The sequence below is a fragment of the Allobosea sp. LjRoot9 genome (assembly GCF_964252745.1).
Classification (GTDB): Bacteria; Pseudomonadota; Alphaproteobacteria; order Rhizobiales; family Beijerinckiaceae; genus Allobosea.
Genome location: NZ_CAXUPC020000001.1, coordinates 576,901 through 593,411, shown reverse-complemented (window position 1 = coordinate 593,411; position 16,511 = coordinate 576,901). Strand labels below are relative to the sequence as shown.

Below are 16,511 nucleotides of genomic sequence, written 5' to 3'. Positions count from 1 at the left end.
CCCGCTCACAACGGCAAGGCCGGCGGCCGCGCCGAGCGGCGGCGCAGATAGAGCGGCGCGAAGGCTTCGTCCTGACGCAGATCGAGCGCCCCCTCCTTCACCATCTCCAGCATCGCCGACAGCGCCGAGGCCCTGACGGTCGCCGTCATCTCGCGCGCCGGCAGGCCATGCGAGGTCATGTAGCGCGCAAGATAAGGGTCGATCGCGGTCCAGTCGCCCGCCTCGCCAACGAGACGCTGCAAGGCCTCGCGCGCCTCGACCAGCGACCAGACGATGCGGTGGCCGACGGAGATATGGCCCTGGACGCGCCTCTGGCGCTGCTGCGCGTAGGCGGAGAGCAGATCGTAGAGCTCGGCCTCCCAGATCGGGCGCGCGCCCGCCACGATCGGCTCCGGCGCACCGCGCGCAAAAACGTCCTGCCCCAGCAATTCGCGCGAAGCGAGCCGGCGCGACGCTTCGCGGATCGCCTCCAGCCGGCGCAGGCGCAAGGCGAGCGCGGTGGCGAGGTCGGCCGCGCTCGGCTCCTCACCCTTGGGCGGCTCGGGCAGCAACAGGCGTGATTTGAGATAGGCCAGCCAGGCCGCCATCACGAGATAATCGGCCGCGAGTTCGAGCCTGAGCGCTCGCGCCTGCTCGACGAAGACGAGATATTGCTCGGCCAGGGCCAGGATCGAGATGCGGTGCAGATCGACCTTCTGGCGCCGCGCCAGATCGAGCAGCAGGTCGAGCGGACCTTCATAGCCGTCGACATCGACGAGGAGCGCAGGTTCGCCCTCGCCGCCAGCCTGGCTACGCCGCGGCTTTTCATCCTCGAATGGCAGTTCAGCGGCCATTTTGATTTCGGCCTGCCCCGATCGTCGACCCCGACCGATAGGTTCGGCTGTTCAGGCGCTCAAGGCAAGCGCGCTTGCAAGCTGCGCCCTCGCTTCATCCACATCCAGAGGCTCGGGCTCGTGCCGGATGCGGGAGAGCGCCATGGCGGCGCGGCGGCCGCGCCCGCCTTTCATCTCCGGCACGGCGCCGGCGATCGCCACCATCTCCTCCATGATGCCGTGGCAATGCAGCACGACATCGACGCCGGCGCGGATCGCCGCCCTGGCCTTCTGCGCGAAGCCGCCCGCGAGCGCCTTCATCGAAATATCGTCGGTCATGATCAAACCGTCGAAGCCGAGTTCGCCGCGCATGATCTCGCGGACGATCGTCTTCGACACCGTCGCCGGATGCTTCGGGTCCAGCGCGGTGAAGACGACATGCGCCGTCATCGCCATCGGCATGTCGGCGAGATGCCGGAACGGGCGGAAATCGCTCGTCCGCAAGTCCACCAGCGAGGCCTCGACCACCGGCAGGTCGTGATGGCTGTCGGCCTTGGCGCGGCCATGGCCAGGCATGTGCTTGATCACCGGCAGCACGCCGCCCGCAATCAGTCCCTCGGCCGCCGCCCGGCCGAGCCGCGCGATCATGTCGGGCTCATGCGCATAGGCGCGATTGCCGATGACGTCGTGGCTGCCGGCGACGGGCACGTCGAGCACCGGCAGGCAATCGACATCGATGCCGACGGATTTCAGGTCACGCGCCATCAGCCGGGCCGAAAGCCGCACGATTTCACGCTGTTGCACCGGGTCATTGATGCCGAGGAACGCCCGTGCCGGCGGGTAGGCCGGCCAATGCGGAGGTCCCATGCGCTGGACCCGGCCCCCCTCCTGGTCGATCAGGATCGGCGCATGCCAGCCGACGGTCTCGCGCATCTGCGCCGTCAGGGCCGCGACCTGCTCGGGCGATTGTGTGTTGCGCTTGAACAGGATGAAGCCCCAGGGCCGCGCCTCCCTGAAGAAGGCGCGCTCGTCTTGGGTCAGGCTCGTGCCGAGGCAGCCGGCGATGAAGGCGCGTGAGGTCATGTGTGAGGCCTAGAAAGGGGCAGGCCGACGGTCAACCCTCCGCCGTCATCCTGGACAAGTCGCGCAGCGGCGCAGATCCGGGATCCATCATAGGACGACGCGCTCTACGATGGATCCCGGCGCTCCGCTTCGCTTCGGCCAGGATGACGGTGGAGGATGGGATAACCTCCGCGCCTCAGCGCATCTGCGCAGACATCTGGGCGTTGAAGGCGTCGAAAGGCAGCTCGGCGATGCGGAACCAGAGCTGCTCCTTCTTCCAGTAGGGCAGGAACGAATCATAGAAGGTCTTGAAGGCCGGGTTGCTCGCGGCGAGCTCGCCATAAAGCGCGAAGGCCTCCTTGAACGCCGCCTGCATCACCTCCTGCGGGAAGGGGCGCAATTCGGCGCCAGCGGCTGCCAGCCGCAACAGGGCGTCGGGATTGCCGTGGTCGTATTTGGCGACGCACAAGGCATTGGCCTCCGAGCAGGCCGCTTCGAGCGCGGCCTTGTAGGCCGGCGGCAGATCGTTCCACTTGTCGAGATTGGCGATGAAGCTGACGTTGGCGCAGCCCTCCCAGAACCCCGGATAGTAGTAATATTTCGCGACGCGCTGGAAACCGAGCTTTTCGTCGTCGAGCGGGCCGGAAAACTCGACAGCGTCGAGCGTACCGCGCTCCAGAGCCGGATAGATGTCGCCGCCGGCGATCTGCTGCGGCACGACGCCGAGCCGCGCCATGATGCGCCCGCCGAGGCCCGCGATGCGGAACTTCAGCCCCTTCAAGTCTTCGAGCGTCTTGATCTCCTTGCGGAACCAGCCGCCCATCTGGGCACCGGTGTTGCCGGAGGGGATCGTGTAGCAGTTGTAGCCCTTCATGAAGGCGCGGCACAGTTCGAGCCCGCCGCCCTGGTAGAGCCAGGCGTTCTGCTGACGCGTATTGAAGCCGAAGGGCAAGGAGGTCTCGAAAGCGAAGGCCGGGTCCTTGCCGATATAGAAGCTCGACAGCGTATGGCTGCACTCGACCGTGCCGTTCTGGACGGCGTCCAACGCCTGCAGGCCGGGCACGATCTCGCCGGGCGCAAAAACCTGGATCTGGAACTGGTTGTCGGTGAGCTCGCCGACGCGCTTGGCGACCTGCGTGCTGAGGCCATAGAGCGTGTCCAGGCTCTTGGGATAGCTCGAGGTCAGGCGCCAGCTGACCTTGGGCTGCGACTGGGCGATAGCGGGAGCAGCGATGGCTGTGCCACCGACTGCAGCGCCCGTGCCTGCGGCCTTGACGAATGTACGACGATCCATGGGTTTCCTCGGTTTCTTGTGTCGCGTGGAATTCTGGTCTCGCGCCCTGCCCTCACCCTGACCAAGGACTTGCTCTAGCCAGAACATGCGCAAGCTGGGCAGAGACGCTACCCGCACTGGGCCCGCGCTTGAACCCCAACCATGCGGTAGCGTCATGCGCCGTAGGCCGAACGGAAAAGCCGCCGGCAGCGATTGGGCGCTGCCGGCGGCTTTTTATTGGGTCAGGCGTTATGTGACGGCTGAAGCCCGCTCAGTTCTTGTTCGCTCAGTTCTTGCTCGTCTAGTTCTTATTCGCTCAGTTCTTGGCGATGAAGCACTGGCCGCCGGCCGTCTGCAGCTGCGTGCACATGGCCGTGGCGTCGTCGCGCGAATAGGGGCCGACGCGCAGGCGGTAGACGGTCTTGCCGCCGGCGAGTTCGGTCTTGCGCACGATCGGCGCCTGGCCGCCCAACTGATCCGGATACTTGCGCTGCAGCGCCGAGAAGGTGGCGCGCGCTTCCGCCTCGCTGCCGGGCGCGCCGAGCTGCACCGCGAAATCGCCGGTGCCGGCGCGGATCGCGGCGGTGGCCGGAGCGGCATTCGTCGCAGCTGGAGCTGCGCTGGCGACGCGCAGCGGCGGCGTGGTCGCGGGTGCAGGCGTCGCGACGCGTTCCTGCACTTTCGCGGCCTCGGGCGTCGTGGCCGGGCGCGGGCGCGGCTGGTTATTGGCCGCCGTCGCGCTCGGATTGGCCGCTGCGGGCGCGGTGAGCTTGGCGGGAGCCGATCCCGTGACCGACGGTGATACGGCGTTGATATTGCCGTTGCCGTTCGCGCCGGGAGGCGGCGCGGGCGTGCCATCGGGCCGGATCGCGACGGTGCGCACGCGGCGCGGCTCGCCCAAACCCGGAACGGCAGGCCCCGGCGTCAGGGCGGGCTCCGCCGGCGTCGCGCTGCGCTCGGGCACGGCGGGAGCGTTCGCCAGCGGGTTGGTCGTGCCGGAGGTGTCGGTGCCGCCGGTGACCACGGAGGAACCCGGGCCGGGCAGGACAACACGCGCCGGCATGGCCCGCGCCGCCTGCTGGACATCGACCGGCTGCTCCTCGCGGCTGACCACCTGGGTCTGGGTCGAGGGAGCCTGTCCAACTTTTTCGTAGATCTGCTTGTTCTGGTTGGGAATCTCGGCGCCGCCGGGATTGGTGGGCTCGACCTTGGTCGGGCCGCGATCGGCGTTGATCACCAGCGGCAGTCCGTCCTTGCTGACCGGGCCCGACGAACGGAAGAACGACGCGCCTGCGACGCCGACGATGCCGATGACGGCGACCGTGGCCACCATCCATAAGCCCTTGCGCGAACGGCGCGGCTCGAGATCGGGCGCATCATCCTCCGCCATCATCGGCCGCTCGGACGGCTCGGACATGGCTGGCTGGCTGTAGCCGCCGGACTGCTCATAAGCATAGGAATAACCGCCGGCCTCCTGATCGAGGTCGCGCGGCGCATCAGCCACGCCCTGCACCGAAGCGGGCCGCTGATAGCTCTGCGGCTCCGGCAGGTGGAAGCCCTGCTCCTCGGGCTCGTCATAATGCTCGTCAGCAACGGGCGCAGGCCCCGGGGTCGTCGCCGGTCGAGCGACGTCGGTGCGCCGCAGCAGCGCCTCGAACTCGTCGAGCGCGCCACGCAGCTCGGCCGGAGGAGCAGAGCTCTCGGGCTTCGGCGGAACCGGAGCGGGCACGAAGGAGGGCTCCTGCCGCGGCGGCTGCCAGGACTGAGCCGGCTGTTGCCAGGACTGTACCGGCTGCGGCACAGGTGCCGGCTGGCCGCGATGGGCGAAGATATCCTTCAGCGGATCGTCCTGCCCAACGATGCGCGTCAGTTCCGCGAGCGGATCCGTGGTTTGGCCGGGCTTGGGCGCCTGGGCCGCACCGCGAAGCTGACGCTCGAGATCTTCGAGGTCGAGGGCGAAACGGTTTCTAGCTGGCTCACTCATGGCATGATCCATTCCAGCGCGGGCCGAGGCGACGAATGGAACGCCGAACCTCACGCGCGGTCAAATTGACCTTGTGCGCGCTGCCGGAAGGTTCCGTCAGCGCATCTCTTCCGGCGCCGCTACACCCGCGACTGCCAGACCGGAAGCAAGAACGCTGCGCACCGCATGCACGAACGCCAATCTCGCTTCCGTCGACTTTCGATCAGTTTGATTAACGAACCGTAATTGCGGCGAGTCTTTGCCCTTGTTCCAAAGCGAGTGGAATGCGCTCGCCAGCTCATGCACGAAAAAGGCCACCCGATGCGGCTCATGCGCCAAGGCTGCACCCTCGATCATCCTGGGATAGGCCGCGATCATCTTGACGATGCCGATCTCGGCCTCGTCGGTGAGCATAGCGAGATCCGCTTGAGCCAGCTTGGCGGAAGACAGATCGAGATCGGGAAAGGCCTCGCGCGCCTGCCGGAAGATCGAAGCACAGCGCGCATGCGCGTACTGGACATAGAAGACGGGGTTGTCCTTCGACTGCTCGACGACCTTGGCGAGATCGAAGTCGAGCGTCGCGTCGTTCTTGCGGAAGATCATCATGAAGCGCACCGCGTCGCGGCCGACCTCGTCGATCACCTCGCGCAGCGTAACGAAATCGCCCGAGCGCTTCGACATGCGCACCTGTTCGCCATTGCGCAGCAGCCGGACGAGCTGGCAGAGCTTGACGTCGAGCGCCCCTGCCCCGCCGGTCACCGCCTTCACGGCCGCCTGCATGCGCTTGACGTAGCCGCCATGGTCGGCGCCCCAGACGTCGATCATCTCGGTGAAGCCGCGCGTGAACTTGGAGCGGTGATAGGCGATATCGTTGGCGAAATAGGTGTAGCTGCCATCCGACTTCAAAATCGGCCGGTCGACATCGTCGCCAAACTGGGTGGCACGGAACAGCGTCTGCTCGCGATCCTCCCAATCCTCGTCCTTCTGGCCCTTGGGCGGCGGCAGACGGCCCTCATAGATCAGGTCGCGGGCGCGCAGATCCGCGATCGTCTCGGCCACCGCGTCGAGATTGCCGTCGATCGTCTGCAGCGAGCGCTCAGAGAAGAAGACGTCGTGGACGACGCCGAGCGCCGCGAGATCGTCGCGGATCATCGCCATCATGCCGTCGATCGCGACCGCACGAACGAGCGGCAGCCACTCGGATTCGGGCTTCGTCAGCAAGGCGTCGCCATGCGCTTTGGCCAGCGTCTGCCCGACGGAAACGAGATAGTCGCCGGGATACAAGCCCTCGGGGATCTCGCCGATCGTCTCGCCCAGCGCCTCGCGATAGCGCAGGAAAGCGGAGCGGGCGAGCACATCGACCTGCGCGCCGGCATCGTTGATGTAATATTCCCGCGCCACGTTGTGACCGGCGAAAGCCAGCACATTGGCGAGCGAATCGCCGAAGACCGCGCCGCGGCCATGGCCGACATGCATCGGCCCGGTCGGATTGGCCGAGACATATTCGACATTGATCTTCGGCTCGGGCTTGAATGCGCCCCGGCCGTAATCAAGCCCGGCCTCGACCGCGCTCTTCAGAATCGCGGTGAAGATCTCCGGCTGCAGCGTCAGGTTGATGAAGCCCGGCCCCGCGATCTCGGTCTTGACGATCGTCGCATCGCTGGCGAGCTCCTCGCAGATCAGCTGTGCCAGCGCGCGCGGATTGGTGCCCGCCTCCTTGGCCAGCACCATCGCGGCATTGGTCGCGAGGTCGCCATGGGCTGCATCCCTGGTCGGCTCGACCACGACCCGGCCGAGATTGAGCCCGGCGGGAAGCGCACCACGCTCGGACAAGCGCGCCAGCGCGGCGTTGACGCGGGCGGAGTAGGTCTCGAACAGGTTCATCGCGGTCATTCTTGGCGGTGGTTCGTGCTTGCAGGGAAGCGCCCGGCCCTATCGCAGCGAGGGGGTGGCGTCAAACAGGCGGCGGTGTTCGTCGAGCGCGTACCAGTCGGTCATGCCGGCGATATAGTCCGAAATTCGCCGCGCCTGACGCTGCGGATCGAGCGCCTCGCAGCCCTCGCCCCACTCCGCCGGCATGGCGCCGGGCTCGGCCAGGAAGCGCGAGAACAGGTCACGCACCACGTCGGCCGCCCTGCGCCGGATCTCGGCGATGCGCGGATGGCGATACATATTGGGGTAGAGGAAGGCCTTGATCTCGCTGTCGGCCGTCGTGATCGCCCCGGAGAAGGCGATGACAGGCGCGACCGCCCGGCGAACCGCATCGGCGTCCTGCGGCTGCAGCGCCGCGATCCGGGCCTGCGACTCCCCGATCACATCCTCGACGAAGCGGGTGATGACGCGCCGGACGAGCTCGTTGGTGGCGCGCGGCTTGGCGAGGCCGGGATGCAACCGGTCGATCTCGTCAAGCAATTCCGCCAGGAACGGCAGCTTGCGCAGATCCGTAAGCTCGAACAGCCCCGCGCGCAGGCCATCGTCGAGATCATGGGCATTGTAGGCGATATCGTCGGCGAGCGCGGCAGCCTGCGCCTCCGCCGAGGCATGGCTGTCGAGCCAGAGATCCTGCTGCGCCTGGTATTCGAGGATCGCGGCGGGAATGCCGGTATCCGCGTAGCGCGCGGTCGGCTGGCCATCGCCATCGAGCAGCGGGCCATTATGCTTGACCAGCCCCTCCAGCGTCTCCCAGCTCAGGTTCAGCCCATCGAAGCCAGCATAGCGATGCTCCAATCGCGTCACGATTCGCAGCGTCTGCGCGTTGTGGTCGAAGCCGCCGAAGTCCTTCATGCATTCGTCGAGCGCATCCTCGCCGGTATGGCCGAAGGGCGTGTGGCCGAGGTCATGCGCCAGCGCCAGCGCCTCGGCGAGATCCTCATCGAGCCCCAGCGCCCGGGCGAGCGCCCGCGCGATCTGCGCCACCTCGATCGTATGCGTCAGCCGCGTGCGATAATGGTCTCCCTCATGTGAAACAAAGACTTGCGTCTTGTGCTTCAAGCGCCGGAAGGCCGTGGAATGGATGATGCGGTCGCGGTCGCGCTGGAACTGGCTGCGCGTCGGCGAGCTCGGTTCATCGACCAGACGACCGCGACTCAGGCTCGATCGGCAGGCATAAATCGCCCGCCAGCGGTCGCCGGGTTCCGGTTCAAAGCTCTGTTGATGCGGCATGGCGGATCCGTCATCGCCCCCTGCTTGTAGAGGCGCGTGTCGGCAATTACCTTTGTGGGCAACCCGGGTGCAAGGAGCATCTGCCCAAGGAGCTCGCCATGTCGACCGATATCGAGGTCAATCCGCGCGGCGTCGCCGTCACCGGCAAGGCCGCGAGCCGCATTCTCTCCGTGATGGAAAAGGAGCCGCCCGGCTCGATGCTGCGCGTCAGCGTCGCCGGCGGCGGCTGTTCCGGCTTCCAGTACATCTTCGACGTCGACCGGGAAAAAGCGCCGGGCGACCTCGTGATCGAGCGCGATGGCGCAACCGTGCTGATCGACGAGACCTCGCTCGATCTGCTCGAAGGCTGCACGATCGATTTCGTCGACGATCTGGTGGGTCAGTCGTTCCGCATCACCAACCCGAACGCGACCAGTTCCTGCGGCTGCGGGACGTCGTTTGCGGTCTGAGGGAATACCCTCGTCATTCCGGGGCTTCGCCCTCGGGTCCGCCTAAGGTCGATCCAAAGGATAAACTCCGCGAAGAACCCGGAGCCGATAGCCACCATCGACGCGGAACGAAGCCGCACCAGCGGCTGCGCTCAGGAATTGCTCGCCTGCCGCCGCGCCGCATTGGCTTCGGCATATTGCAGCAGCCGGTCGAGATCGTTGCGCGCAATGTCGAACGATTCTCCCATTTGCGTCAGCGCCTCGTCGATATCCTCTGGATTGAAGGCAGCCGCCGCCCCCGCGGAGAGAGCAGCGGCTTTGGCTGCCGCAGCGCGATGCGGGTAGGATCGACGGGACAGCGCGTGGAACGCCATTCCCAGCATAACCAGGCACAGCGAATTCACCCCGATCGGCACCAGCGGAAACAGCACGCCCCATTTCACGGCGACGGGGCCGCCGAGCGCAGCGGTCAATGCAACCGCGCCGCCGGGCGGATGGAGTGAGCGCGTCACCGACATGACCGCGATCGCCAGCGCAACGGCGCATGCGGCTGCGATGGTGACGTCGGCAATAGCCCAGGCGACACCAAGACCAACGAAAGCCGAGATGACGTTTCCGCCGACGACCGGCCAGGGCTGCGCCAGAGGGCTTGCCGGAACCGCGAAGATCAGCACCGCCGACGCGCCGATCGGCGCGACCACCAATGGCGAGTGAACCGGAAAGGCAAAGCCCGTCGCGGCCGTCAGCGCCACCGCGATGAATGCGCCCGTACAGGCAATCGAGCGTTCCGAGATCGTCGCGCCGGCAAGAATGGGATCGAACAGCTTCACAGGCCGGCGCCAGCACTCATTGAGGAGGCCTGCTTCTACAATGAGCATTATGCACAATTCAACGGCAAATCAGATTAATTCACAAATCGACATGTGAATTACCTCAAAGCCATGAGGGAGTAGGGCCCGGCCGCCGCCAACCTCTGGAACTCAACAAAAAGGGCGCCATAGGCGCCCTTTCGTCACGGAACCCATGTTCGCGGCGTCAATGCGAACTGATCACGCCGCCCTGCTCCAGCCGGATCTCGGCAGCCATCAGGCCCTTCGGCCCGGGACCGTAGCGCACCAGCACGGCCTGGCCCGGAATCAGCTCGACCAGGCCGTAGCGCCGCAGCGTTTCCATATGGACAAAAATGTCCGGCGCGCCCTCGCCCGCCGAGACGAAGCCGAAGCCGCGCAGACGGTTGAACCACTTCACCACCATGCGCTCGAGGCCGCTGGTCGGCGTGACCGAGACATTGGTGCGCGCCATCGGCAATTCGGCGGGATGACGCCCGGCGCTGGTGTCGATCGACAGAACCCGCACCGCCTGCCGGCCGCGTGTCTTCTCGATCGCCTCAAGCACGATGCGCGCGCCCTCGGCAATGGCATTGAAGCCGTCGCGCTTCAGGATGGTGACATGGACGAGCACGTCGGCGCCGCCATCCTCCGGGACGACGAAGCCATAGCCCTTGCTGACGTCGAACCATTTGACATAGCCGGCGAGCTCGACGCCGGCCTCATGAGACAGCCCATCGGACCCGTCGAGCCGCATCACGCGATTGAGCGACTGGATCGGTCCTACTGGTGGACGCCCGCTCTCACCGTACTCGTCGGACATGTGCCGCTCACCCCCGCGCGAATGGCTTGATTCGTGGTGTCACGATACCATTGCTGCCAAGGCGCGATACAGCCCGCAGAGCTTCATCCACATCAACGAGAGGGAAATATTCAATTGTTAGCAGCTTGGCCGCCCAAAGCTCAGTCGTCATGATCACGCGCGCCGCCATTTGATTCCGGAGAGACCGATGCAAGACCTGCAGACCCTGGTTCTCTTTACGGCAGCTTGCGCGGTGCTGACCGCGACGCCAGGCCCCGACATGCTGCTGATCGCTTCGCGCAGCCTGAGCCAGGGCCGCGTCGCCGGTTTCCTGACCTATACCGGCATCGCGGCGGGCAGCTATCTGCAGGCCTTCGCCGCCGCATTCGGACTGTCGCAGCTCTTCATCCTGGTTCCGGCCGCCTACGACATCCTGCGCTGGGTCGGCGCGGCCTATCTCGCCTGGCTCGCCTGGACGACGCTGCGTTCGAAAACGCCGCTCTTCGCGCCGGACGCCACGGCAAGCCCCGTCTCGATGCGTCGCATCTTCATGCAGGGCCTGCTGACCAACCTGCTCAACCCCAAGATGGCGCTGTTCATGCTCGCCTTGCTGCCGCAGTTCCTGAAGCCGGAAGCCGGCTCGGTCGCGCTTCAGGTCATGGTGCTGGCGACGATCCTCAACCTGATAGGGCTGATCACCAATGGCATCGTGATTTTGACCGCAAGCCGGCTCGGCCACGCCATCGCCAGCCGCCCGCATCTCGCGCGCCTGCCGCAGAAGCTGATGGGCGCGGTCTTCGGCGCGTTGGCGATCAGGCTGGCAGTCTCGGCGCGCGAGTGAAGTCCCGGCACGCCACCTAGAGCGCTACTGGCAGTTCTTCGACCAGGGACTCGATGAGCTTCCTGTCGGCCGGTGTGGCCGGATTGTAGACGATCAGGCTCAGATCCGGCCGGGCATCCACCGCAAAGGCAGAGTACTCCAAGGTGATCGGTCCCAGCCGGGGATGACGCAGGCGCTTCACGCCGTCGCCATGCGTCTGGACATTGTTGTCGCGCCACATCGATGCGAATTCCGGACTCGCCTGGCTCAACTCGTCGACCAGCTTCGCAACCTCCGCATCGGCGCCCGCGCGTGCGGCATCAACCCGGAAAGTAGCCACGACGAAGCGGGCTACGGATTCCCATTCCGACTGCGCGGCGCGGACGCGGGGATCACAGAAGATCAGGCGCAGGACGTTGCGTTGATCGGGCGGGAGCGCGCCATAGTCGGTCAGTACGGCCGCGGCTGCGCGGTTCCAGGCAACGACGTCCCAGGTCGCCGTCCTGACGATCGCGGGGCTGTAGGTCAGCACGTCGAGCAGGCGCTGTAATCGCGGCGTGATCGCGTCGCCGCCGCGATAACGGACTTCGGGCGGACGACCGAGGCCGACAAGAAACAAATGCTCGCGCTCGACATCTGTCAGCGTCAGCGCCCGCGCGATCCGCTCGAGCACATCCGCCGAGGGACTTCCGCCGCGCCCCTGCTCCAGCCAAGTGTACCAGGTCGCGCTGATATTGGCGCGCTGCGCCACCTCCTCGCGGCGCAGCCCGGCGGTTCGCCGCCGGCCGCCGGAGAGACCGAAGGACGCAGGATCGAGCTTCGTGCGTCGGCTCCTGAGATAGACACCGAGCGAATTGCCGTCGGACATCGCGGCCCACCCTGTTAGCAATTATACCGGGATAAGCTCACTACTTTACCGGAATACTCAGCCTGCCCACAATGACCAAAGTGAAATTCTGGAGGCTGAGCGCATGCGTGTATTCGTGACGGGAGCCACCGGCTGGGTCGGCTCGGCGGTGGTCCAGGAACTGGTCGGGGCCGGCTATAAAGTGACGGGGCTGGCCCGCTCCGACGAAAAGGCTGCCGCGCTCGCAGCCGCTGGGGCCGATGTGTTGCGCGGCACGCTCGATGATCTCGACGCGTTGCGCAGCGCAGCCTCGGAAGCGGACGCGGTGATCCACACCGCGTTCAATCACGATTTCTCCAGATTCACCGAGAACGCCCAGCAGGATCGGCACGCCATCGAAACGCTGGGAAGCGCGCTGGAGGGATCCAGCCGCCCGTTGCTCGTCACTTCGGGCTTCGCGCGCCTCGCTCCGGGCCGGCTCGCGACCGAGCTGGACGTGCCCTCCTGCGATTCATCCTTCCCACGTCGATCCGAGGCGGCAGCGCGAGCGCTGACGGAGCGCGCCGTGCGCGCGGCAACGATCCGGCTCGCGCCGTCGGTCCACGGCCTTGGCGACCACGGTTTCATCCCGATCCTGATTGCGATGGCGCGCGAGAAAGGCGTGTCGGCCTATATCGGCGAGGGACTGAACCGCTGGGCCGGCGTGCACCGGCTGGACGCTGGGCGCCTCTACCGGCTCGCACTCGAACAGGGCGCCACCGAGCCCGCCTATCACGCGGTCGCCGACGAAGGCACGCCCTTCAAGGATATCGCCGAGGTGATTGGTCGCCGGCTCGGCCTGCCCGTAGAATCGCGTGGCCGCGAGCATTTCGGCTGGTTCGCCGACTTCGCAGGCGCGGATATGGCAGCGTCGAGCGAGCGCACGCGGTCGCTGCTAGGTTGGGAGCCGACCGGCCCGGACCTGCTCAGCGATATCGATCAGTCCGGCTACTATGCCGTTCGATGAGGTATGCGGTGCCTGGGCCGCCAGCCCCTAGAGCCGGATGATTTCAGATGGAATTACAAAGTGATCCACCTGAAACCTGAATCCATCTCTCATCTAAGAGTGAGGGCAGGATCAATGCTCTAGCGCAGCCAGGACGGAGCGACATAGCCGACGCAGCGCAGCTCTCCGCGCCCAGGGTTCACCACCTCGAAGGCCGGGACCGGGCAGTTGTTCGCGGGCGCCGGCTCCTTGAGCTCGGTGATGCTGCCATTGCCGGGACGAAGCTTACGAAGCGTCCAGGTCGAGCCCCCTGAATAATATTGCGAGCTGAGCTGCCAGCCCTGAGCCATGACCTCTTCGCTGAGCAGCGGGGCCGCCAGCGCGAAGGCACAAGCTCCGCCGGCCAAGGCATTCGCGAGCCGTTTCAAGACCGGACGGGAGGATGCCTGAGCGGCATCTGCGTTCGCTTTCGGGGCGTTCTGTGTCATCGGGGGACATCCAAAATTGCGCTGCCCCCAAAGCTGCAATCATGACGCCGGGGAAAGGCGCTGGACGTTGGCCCCCCGGAACCACGCCGTCATTCCGAGCCACCGCCCTGGCCCTGGCGAAAAGTCGAAGGGCCGTAGATGGCCAGGTCCGCCATGATTACCGGCCGCGCCGAGACGATCGCCCGCACCACAGCCCGGTGCTTTCTTCAGGGCAAACGATGCGCCCATGGGCGGTCGCCGGCTCCCTGGCTATCGTCCTCGGCCGGCGGAGTGGAATGTCGGCACGGCGCCCTCGCACCGTTCGTGCGACCTACTCTTCGAAGCGGCTCGTGGCGTCACGATCACGCTCATATCGTCTCTTGAGCGGAAACGGCGGCAACCAGGACTCGCGGCGGATGGTCCAGAGCTCGTAGGTCGGCGCCAGTTGGTCAGGGGCATCCAGCGATCCCAGGTTCACTTCGATTTCGTCGGCGCTGCGGGCGAAAACGGGCGAGCCGCAGCGGGGACAGAAAAACCGCCCGGCATAGTCGCGCGTTTCGCCATTGATCGTCACCGCATCCTGAGGGAACACCGCGGAAGCGTGGAAAAGGGCCCCATGATGCTTGCGGCAGTCGAGGCAGTGACAGAGGCCGACCCGGTATGGGCGCCCCGACGCCACAATCCGGACATTGCCGCACAGGCAACCGCCCGTGAACCGGTCCATGCTGCGTCTCCTTCAAAATCGAGCGGTCAGAAGGCTAACAACGAACCCCATCGAGCGTCCATGAAAGCCGTAACATGGAGCGCGCGCGACCGAGGCAGATGATGAGCGACGATAAAGCAACATGATCGCTTGGGCAGAAGGCCGACGGCTCGTCGCTCGGTCAGGCTTTCGATTTCTCGTCCGCATCGCGCTGGTAGACGGCGAAGAAGGCCTTGCCCATCAGCGTGGTCTCGCCGTCGATACATGTCTGGAGAACAGCCGCGCGGATGGCTTGAATCTGCGCGTCCCCCGGAGCCGCCGCCCCGGCGAATTCGGCAAGCTGAGCCGCAAGCCGCGTCTGGCCTTCCCCGGACAGGATAGCGGCCCGCTCGGCAAGCTTGCCCGCGCCGCCCGCAAGCCGCGCCAGCTCCGACGCCAGATCGGCAGTCCGCGCCGGCTTCAGATGCGCCGGATCGCCATCGAACCAGCCGGCATAGAAATGGTAGCTGGCTCGAACCAGGAATTCGGGATCGTCGTATTTCGGCAGCAGATAGGGCTTCGCCAGATAGCGGGGCGGAACCTTGACCGCGTGCAGCACCTCATCGAGCGTGGCGCCCTGATTGATTAATCGGAGCGTCTCGCTCGTCAGATATTCGAGCGCCTCCGCGCCGTCCCGCAGCACCTGCCCCGCGCGCTCCTTGCCGAAAATCACCGGCCCATGGCCCGGGATCAGGATCTCCGGCTCGAGTTCTTCCATGCGCCGCAACGCGACCGCCCAATCCGCCGCATAACGCTGGACCTTGCGCGGGTTGCCCGCATTCGGGAACACCCAGATCACAAAGTCGCCGCTCGCCAGAACGCGGCGCTTCGGCAACCAGACGAAGCTGGCGTCGTCGGTTTCGCCACGCCCGTGGAAGAGCGCGATCTCCTCGCCGCCGATCGTGAGCGACAAGCTGTCGTCATAGACCTCGTCAGGCTGTCGCTGGCCGATCGGGTAAACATAGCCCGGCTTGTTGAACTGCTGGCCCTGAACCAGGCTGTTGAAGCCGTGCGACGCTTCGTATCGCTCCATGCGGCGCCGCACATTCCGGTGAGCGACGATGCGTGGCCTGGGGCGACCCCTCGCATCGGCGTCCTCGTCGATGAGCGTGATGCCGCTGGTGTGGTCGATATGGCCATGGGTGTAGATCACGGTGTGAACCGGGCTGTCGTCCCAGCTTCGCACGACGGCCAGGGTCTGGGCTGCGGTATCGGGCTTGGCCGTGTCGATCAGGACGAGCCCGGCATCGGTGCGGATAGCCGTGACGCTGCCGCAAAAATACGTCGTATGGACGGTGATGATGTTCTCCGCGACCTGCGTGATCGCTCCCTCGGACACCGCCGCCGTCCACTCTTCCATCGGGGCGGCACCGCTCCAGAGCCGCTCGAACAACGCGTCGTGAGCCATCCCGAATTCCCTCTCAGCCGAGCTGCTCTTCTTGCTTAGCACTGCCGGCAGGGGAGTGAAGCCCGGGCAAGGAGGATGCTGACAGGTCGCGTCAGCTATGGCGCGCATAGCGATGGAGAGCGACCAGTGGTCGGCGGCCCGGACACGCTGCCTCATGCTCGACGACCGATAGCAAATCTGACCTTCACCAGAGGCCGGGGACCAATCGCCACTGCACTCGGCGGGAATAATCGTCATAGCCAGGAAGCTCGGCCCGCAACAGCTGGTCTTCCCATGACGTGCGCAGGACGAGCACCGCCGCCGCCAGAGCGGCGGGAACGAGCGCCCAGAGCGAGCCCAGCGCGAGCGCCATGCCGAAAAACAGGAACAGCGCGGCGATATAGCCGGGGTGGCGCACGAAACGGTAGGGACCGTTGTCGATCACGCGCTGATGCCGTTCGGACTGGATCCGGACGCCCGGTTCGAAATACGGATTCATCGCCTGCGCCCAGCCCGTCACCGCGATGGCCGCCAGCACGGCGACATAGCCCAATAGCACCACCCAGGCTGGCAGAGCCGACCAGTGGAACCGCCCGGCATCGAGCGCCGCGACCGGCAGGACCGCCGCCATCGCCGGCAGGATGACCGCAAGCAGCGCCTTGTCCCAGCTTTTCGTGCCCGCTTGGAAGCGGCTGCGCGCGCGGTAGATGATCGGATTGACCCAGGCGAGCACGAGGGCCGAAGCCCCGAAGCCCGAAATCAGAACCGCAAGGAAGACCCATCCGGGCCGCCAGGCGATCGTGCCGGCAGGCCAGAAGATCAATCCAAGCAACGAAAGCGGGAGGCTGATCGCATAGGCAATGGCCGTGCTGCGCGACATCGCGCTCGGCTCCCGGGGCGTTTCGGTCTGTTCCATATCACTCACTCCTTCGGC

Annotated in this window: 16 protein-coding genes; 3 read left to right on the top strand and 13 right to left on the bottom strand. The window is 66.0% G+C overall.

Annotated elements, in window-relative coordinates; all coding sequences use genetic code 11:
* Positions 1-5 precede the first annotated feature (5 nt).
* From ACSQ3P_RS02935 to ACSQ3P_RS02910, 6 genes are all read right to left on the bottom strand, one after another.
* The gene (locus ACSQ3P_RS02935) at positions 6-833 is read right to left on the bottom strand and encodes a segregation and condensation protein A (RefSeq protein ID WP_436164151.1); all 828 of its coding nucleotides are present in this window, start codon (positions 831-833) and stop codon (positions 6-8) included.
* 51 nt (positions 834-884) lie between these two features.
* Positions 885-1,895 (bottom strand): beta-N-acetylhexosaminidase, encoded by a 1,011-nt coding sequence (nagZ, locus tag ACSQ3P_RS02930; RefSeq protein WP_436164150.1) that lies wholly within the window; start codon positions 1,893-1,895, stop codon positions 885-887.
* 175 nt (positions 1,896-2,070) lie between these two features.
* On the bottom strand, positions 2,071-3,168 hold the full coding sequence (locus tag ACSQ3P_RS02925) for a TRAP transporter substrate-binding protein (RefSeq protein ID WP_436164149.1): 1,098 nt from the start codon (positions 3,166-3,168) through the stop codon (positions 2,071-2,073).
* A 295-nt stretch (positions 3,169-3,463) separates the two neighbouring features.
* A complete protein-coding gene (locus tag ACSQ3P_RS02920; RefSeq protein ID WP_436164148.1) occupies positions 3,464-5,131 on the bottom strand; it encodes an SPOR domain-containing protein in 1,668 nt (555 codons plus the stop codon).
* 96 nt (positions 5,132-5,227) lie between these two features.
* Positions 5,228-6,994 (bottom strand): arginine--tRNA ligase, encoded by a 1,767-nt coding sequence (gene argS, locus ACSQ3P_RS02915; protein WP_436164147.1) that lies wholly within the window; start codon positions 6,992-6,994, stop codon positions 5,228-5,230.
* Between the two features lie 48 nt (positions 6,995-7,042).
* Positions 7,043-8,272, bottom strand: a complete 1,230-nt coding sequence (locus ACSQ3P_RS02910; RefSeq protein WP_436164146.1) for a deoxyguanosinetriphosphate triphosphohydrolase — start codon at positions 8,270-8,272, stop codon at positions 7,043-7,045.
* A 98-nt stretch (positions 8,273-8,370) separates the two neighbouring features.
* On the opposite strand from ACSQ3P_RS02910, the gene ACSQ3P_RS02905 reads away from it, so the two are divergent.
* On the top strand, positions 8,371-8,721 hold the full coding sequence (locus tag ACSQ3P_RS02905; RefSeq protein ID WP_092177659.1) for a HesB/IscA family protein: 351 nt from the start codon (positions 8,371-8,373) through the stop codon (positions 8,719-8,721).
* A 131-nt stretch (positions 8,722-8,852) separates the two neighbouring features.
* Here the strand turns inward: ACSQ3P_RS02905 and ACSQ3P_RS02900 are convergent, their stop codons facing one another.
* Positions 8,853-9,530: an HPP family protein gene (locus tag ACSQ3P_RS02900; RefSeq protein WP_436164145.1), complete on the bottom strand. Its 678-nt coding sequence runs from the start codon at positions 9,528-9,530 to the stop codon at positions 8,853-8,855.
* 205 nt (positions 9,531-9,735) lie between these two features.
* Positions 9,736-10,350 (bottom strand): cold-shock protein, encoded by a 615-nt coding sequence (locus ACSQ3P_RS02895; protein ID WP_436164144.1) that lies wholly within the window; start codon positions 10,348-10,350, stop codon positions 9,736-9,738.
* 187 nt (positions 10,351-10,537) lie between these two features.
* Between ACSQ3P_RS02895 and ACSQ3P_RS02890 the strand changes: the two genes are divergently transcribed.
* A complete protein-coding gene (locus ACSQ3P_RS02890; RefSeq protein ID WP_436164143.1) occupies positions 10,538-11,170 on the top strand; it encodes a LysE family translocator in 633 nt (210 codons plus the stop codon).
* A gap of 16 nt (positions 11,171-11,186) precedes the next feature.
* Here ACSQ3P_RS02890 and ACSQ3P_RS02885 read toward each other — a convergent pair whose 3' ends face one another.
* Entirely contained in the window at positions 11,187-12,017 is an 831-nt protein-coding gene (locus ACSQ3P_RS02885; protein ID WP_436164142.1) for a helix-turn-helix transcriptional regulator, read from the bottom strand.
* A gap of 103 nt (positions 12,018-12,120) precedes the next feature.
* On the opposite strand from ACSQ3P_RS02885, the gene ACSQ3P_RS02880 reads away from it, so the two are divergent.
* Entirely contained in the window at positions 12,121-13,002 is an 882-nt protein-coding gene (locus ACSQ3P_RS02880; RefSeq protein ID WP_436165144.1) for an SDR family oxidoreductase, read from the top strand.
* A gap of 119 nt (positions 13,003-13,121) precedes the next feature.
* On the opposite strand, the gene ACSQ3P_RS02875 is transcribed toward ACSQ3P_RS02880, so the two are convergent.
* From ACSQ3P_RS02875 to ACSQ3P_RS02860, 4 genes are all read right to left on the bottom strand, one after another.
* Entirely contained in the window at positions 13,122-13,469 is a 348-nt protein-coding gene (locus ACSQ3P_RS02875) for a hypothetical protein (protein WP_436164141.1), read from the bottom strand.
* Positions 13,470-13,779: 310 nt separating this feature from the next.
* On the bottom strand, positions 13,780-14,172 hold the full coding sequence (locus ACSQ3P_RS02870) for a GFA family protein (RefSeq protein ID WP_436164140.1): 393 nt from the start codon (positions 14,170-14,172) through the stop codon (positions 13,780-13,782).
* Between the two features lie 160 nt (positions 14,173-14,332).
* Complete coding sequence (locus tag ACSQ3P_RS02865) at positions 14,333-15,835, bottom strand: alkyl sulfatase dimerization domain-containing protein (protein ID WP_436164139.1); 1,503 nt, start codon at positions 15,833-15,835, stop codon at positions 14,333-14,335.
* Positions 15,783-16,493, bottom strand: a complete 711-nt coding sequence (locus ACSQ3P_RS02860; RefSeq protein WP_436164138.1) for a methyltransferase family protein — start codon at positions 16,491-16,493, stop codon at positions 15,783-15,785. The genes ACSQ3P_RS02865 and ACSQ3P_RS02860 overlap by 53 nt, the downstream gene beginning before the upstream one ends.
* Between the last annotated feature and the right edge of the window lie 18 nt (positions 16,494-16,511).

Excerpts from the sequence above, each read along its gene's own strand:
- ACSQ3P_RS02935 (WP_436164151.1), bottom strand. The coding sequence starts at position 833 with ATGGCCGCTGAACTGCCATTCGAGGATGAAAAGCCGCGGCGTAGCCAG.
- nagZ (WP_436164150.1), bottom strand. The coding sequence starts at position 1,895 with ATGACCTCACGCGCCTTCATCGCCGGCTGCCTCGGCACGAGCCTGACC.
- ACSQ3P_RS02925 (WP_436164149.1), bottom strand. The coding sequence starts at position 3,168 with ATGGATCGTCGTACATTCGTCAAGGCCGCAGGCACGGGCGCTGCAGTC.
- ACSQ3P_RS02920 (WP_436164148.1), bottom strand. The coding sequence starts at position 5,131 with ATGAGTGAGCCAGCTAGAAACCGTTTCGCCCTCGACCTCGAAGATCTC.
- argS (WP_436164147.1), bottom strand. The coding sequence starts at position 6,994 with ATGAACCTGTTCGAGACCTACTCCGCCCGCGTCAACGCCGCGCTGGCG.
- ACSQ3P_RS02910 (WP_436164146.1), bottom strand. The coding sequence starts at position 8,272 with ATGCCGCATCAACAGAGCTTTGAACCGGAACCCGGCGACCGCTGGCGG.
- ACSQ3P_RS02905 (WP_092177659.1), top strand. The coding sequence starts at position 8,371 with ATGTCGACCGATATCGAGGTCAATCCGCGCGGCGTCGCCGTCACCGGC.
- ACSQ3P_RS02895 (WP_436164144.1), bottom strand. The coding sequence starts at position 10,350 with ATGTCCGACGAGTACGGTGAGAGCGGGCGTCCACCAGTAGGACCGATC.
- ACSQ3P_RS02890 (WP_436164143.1), top strand. The coding sequence starts at position 10,538 with ATGCAAGACCTGCAGACCCTGGTTCTCTTTACGGCAGCTTGCGCGGTG.
- ACSQ3P_RS02885 (WP_436164142.1), bottom strand. The coding sequence starts at position 12,017 with ATGTCCGACGGCAATTCGCTCGGTGTCTATCTCAGGAGCCGACGCACG.
- ACSQ3P_RS02880 (WP_436165144.1), top strand. The coding sequence starts at position 12,121 with ATGCGTGTATTCGTGACGGGAGCCACCGGCTGGGTCGGCTCGGCGGTG.
- ACSQ3P_RS02875 (WP_436164141.1), bottom strand. The coding sequence starts at position 13,469 with ATGACACAGAACGCCCCGAAAGCGAACGCAGATGCCGCTCAGGCATCC.
- ACSQ3P_RS02870 (WP_436164140.1), bottom strand. The coding sequence starts at position 14,172 with ATGGACCGGTTCACGGGCGGTTGCCTGTGCGGCAATGTCCGGATTGTG.
- ACSQ3P_RS02865 (WP_436164139.1), bottom strand. The coding sequence starts at position 15,835 with ATGACGATTATTCCCGCCGAGTGCAGTGGCGATTGGTCCCCGGCCTCT.
- ACSQ3P_RS02860 (WP_436164138.1), bottom strand. The coding sequence starts at position 16,493 with ATGGAACAGACCGAAACGCCCCGGGAGCCGAGCGCGATGTCGCGCAGC.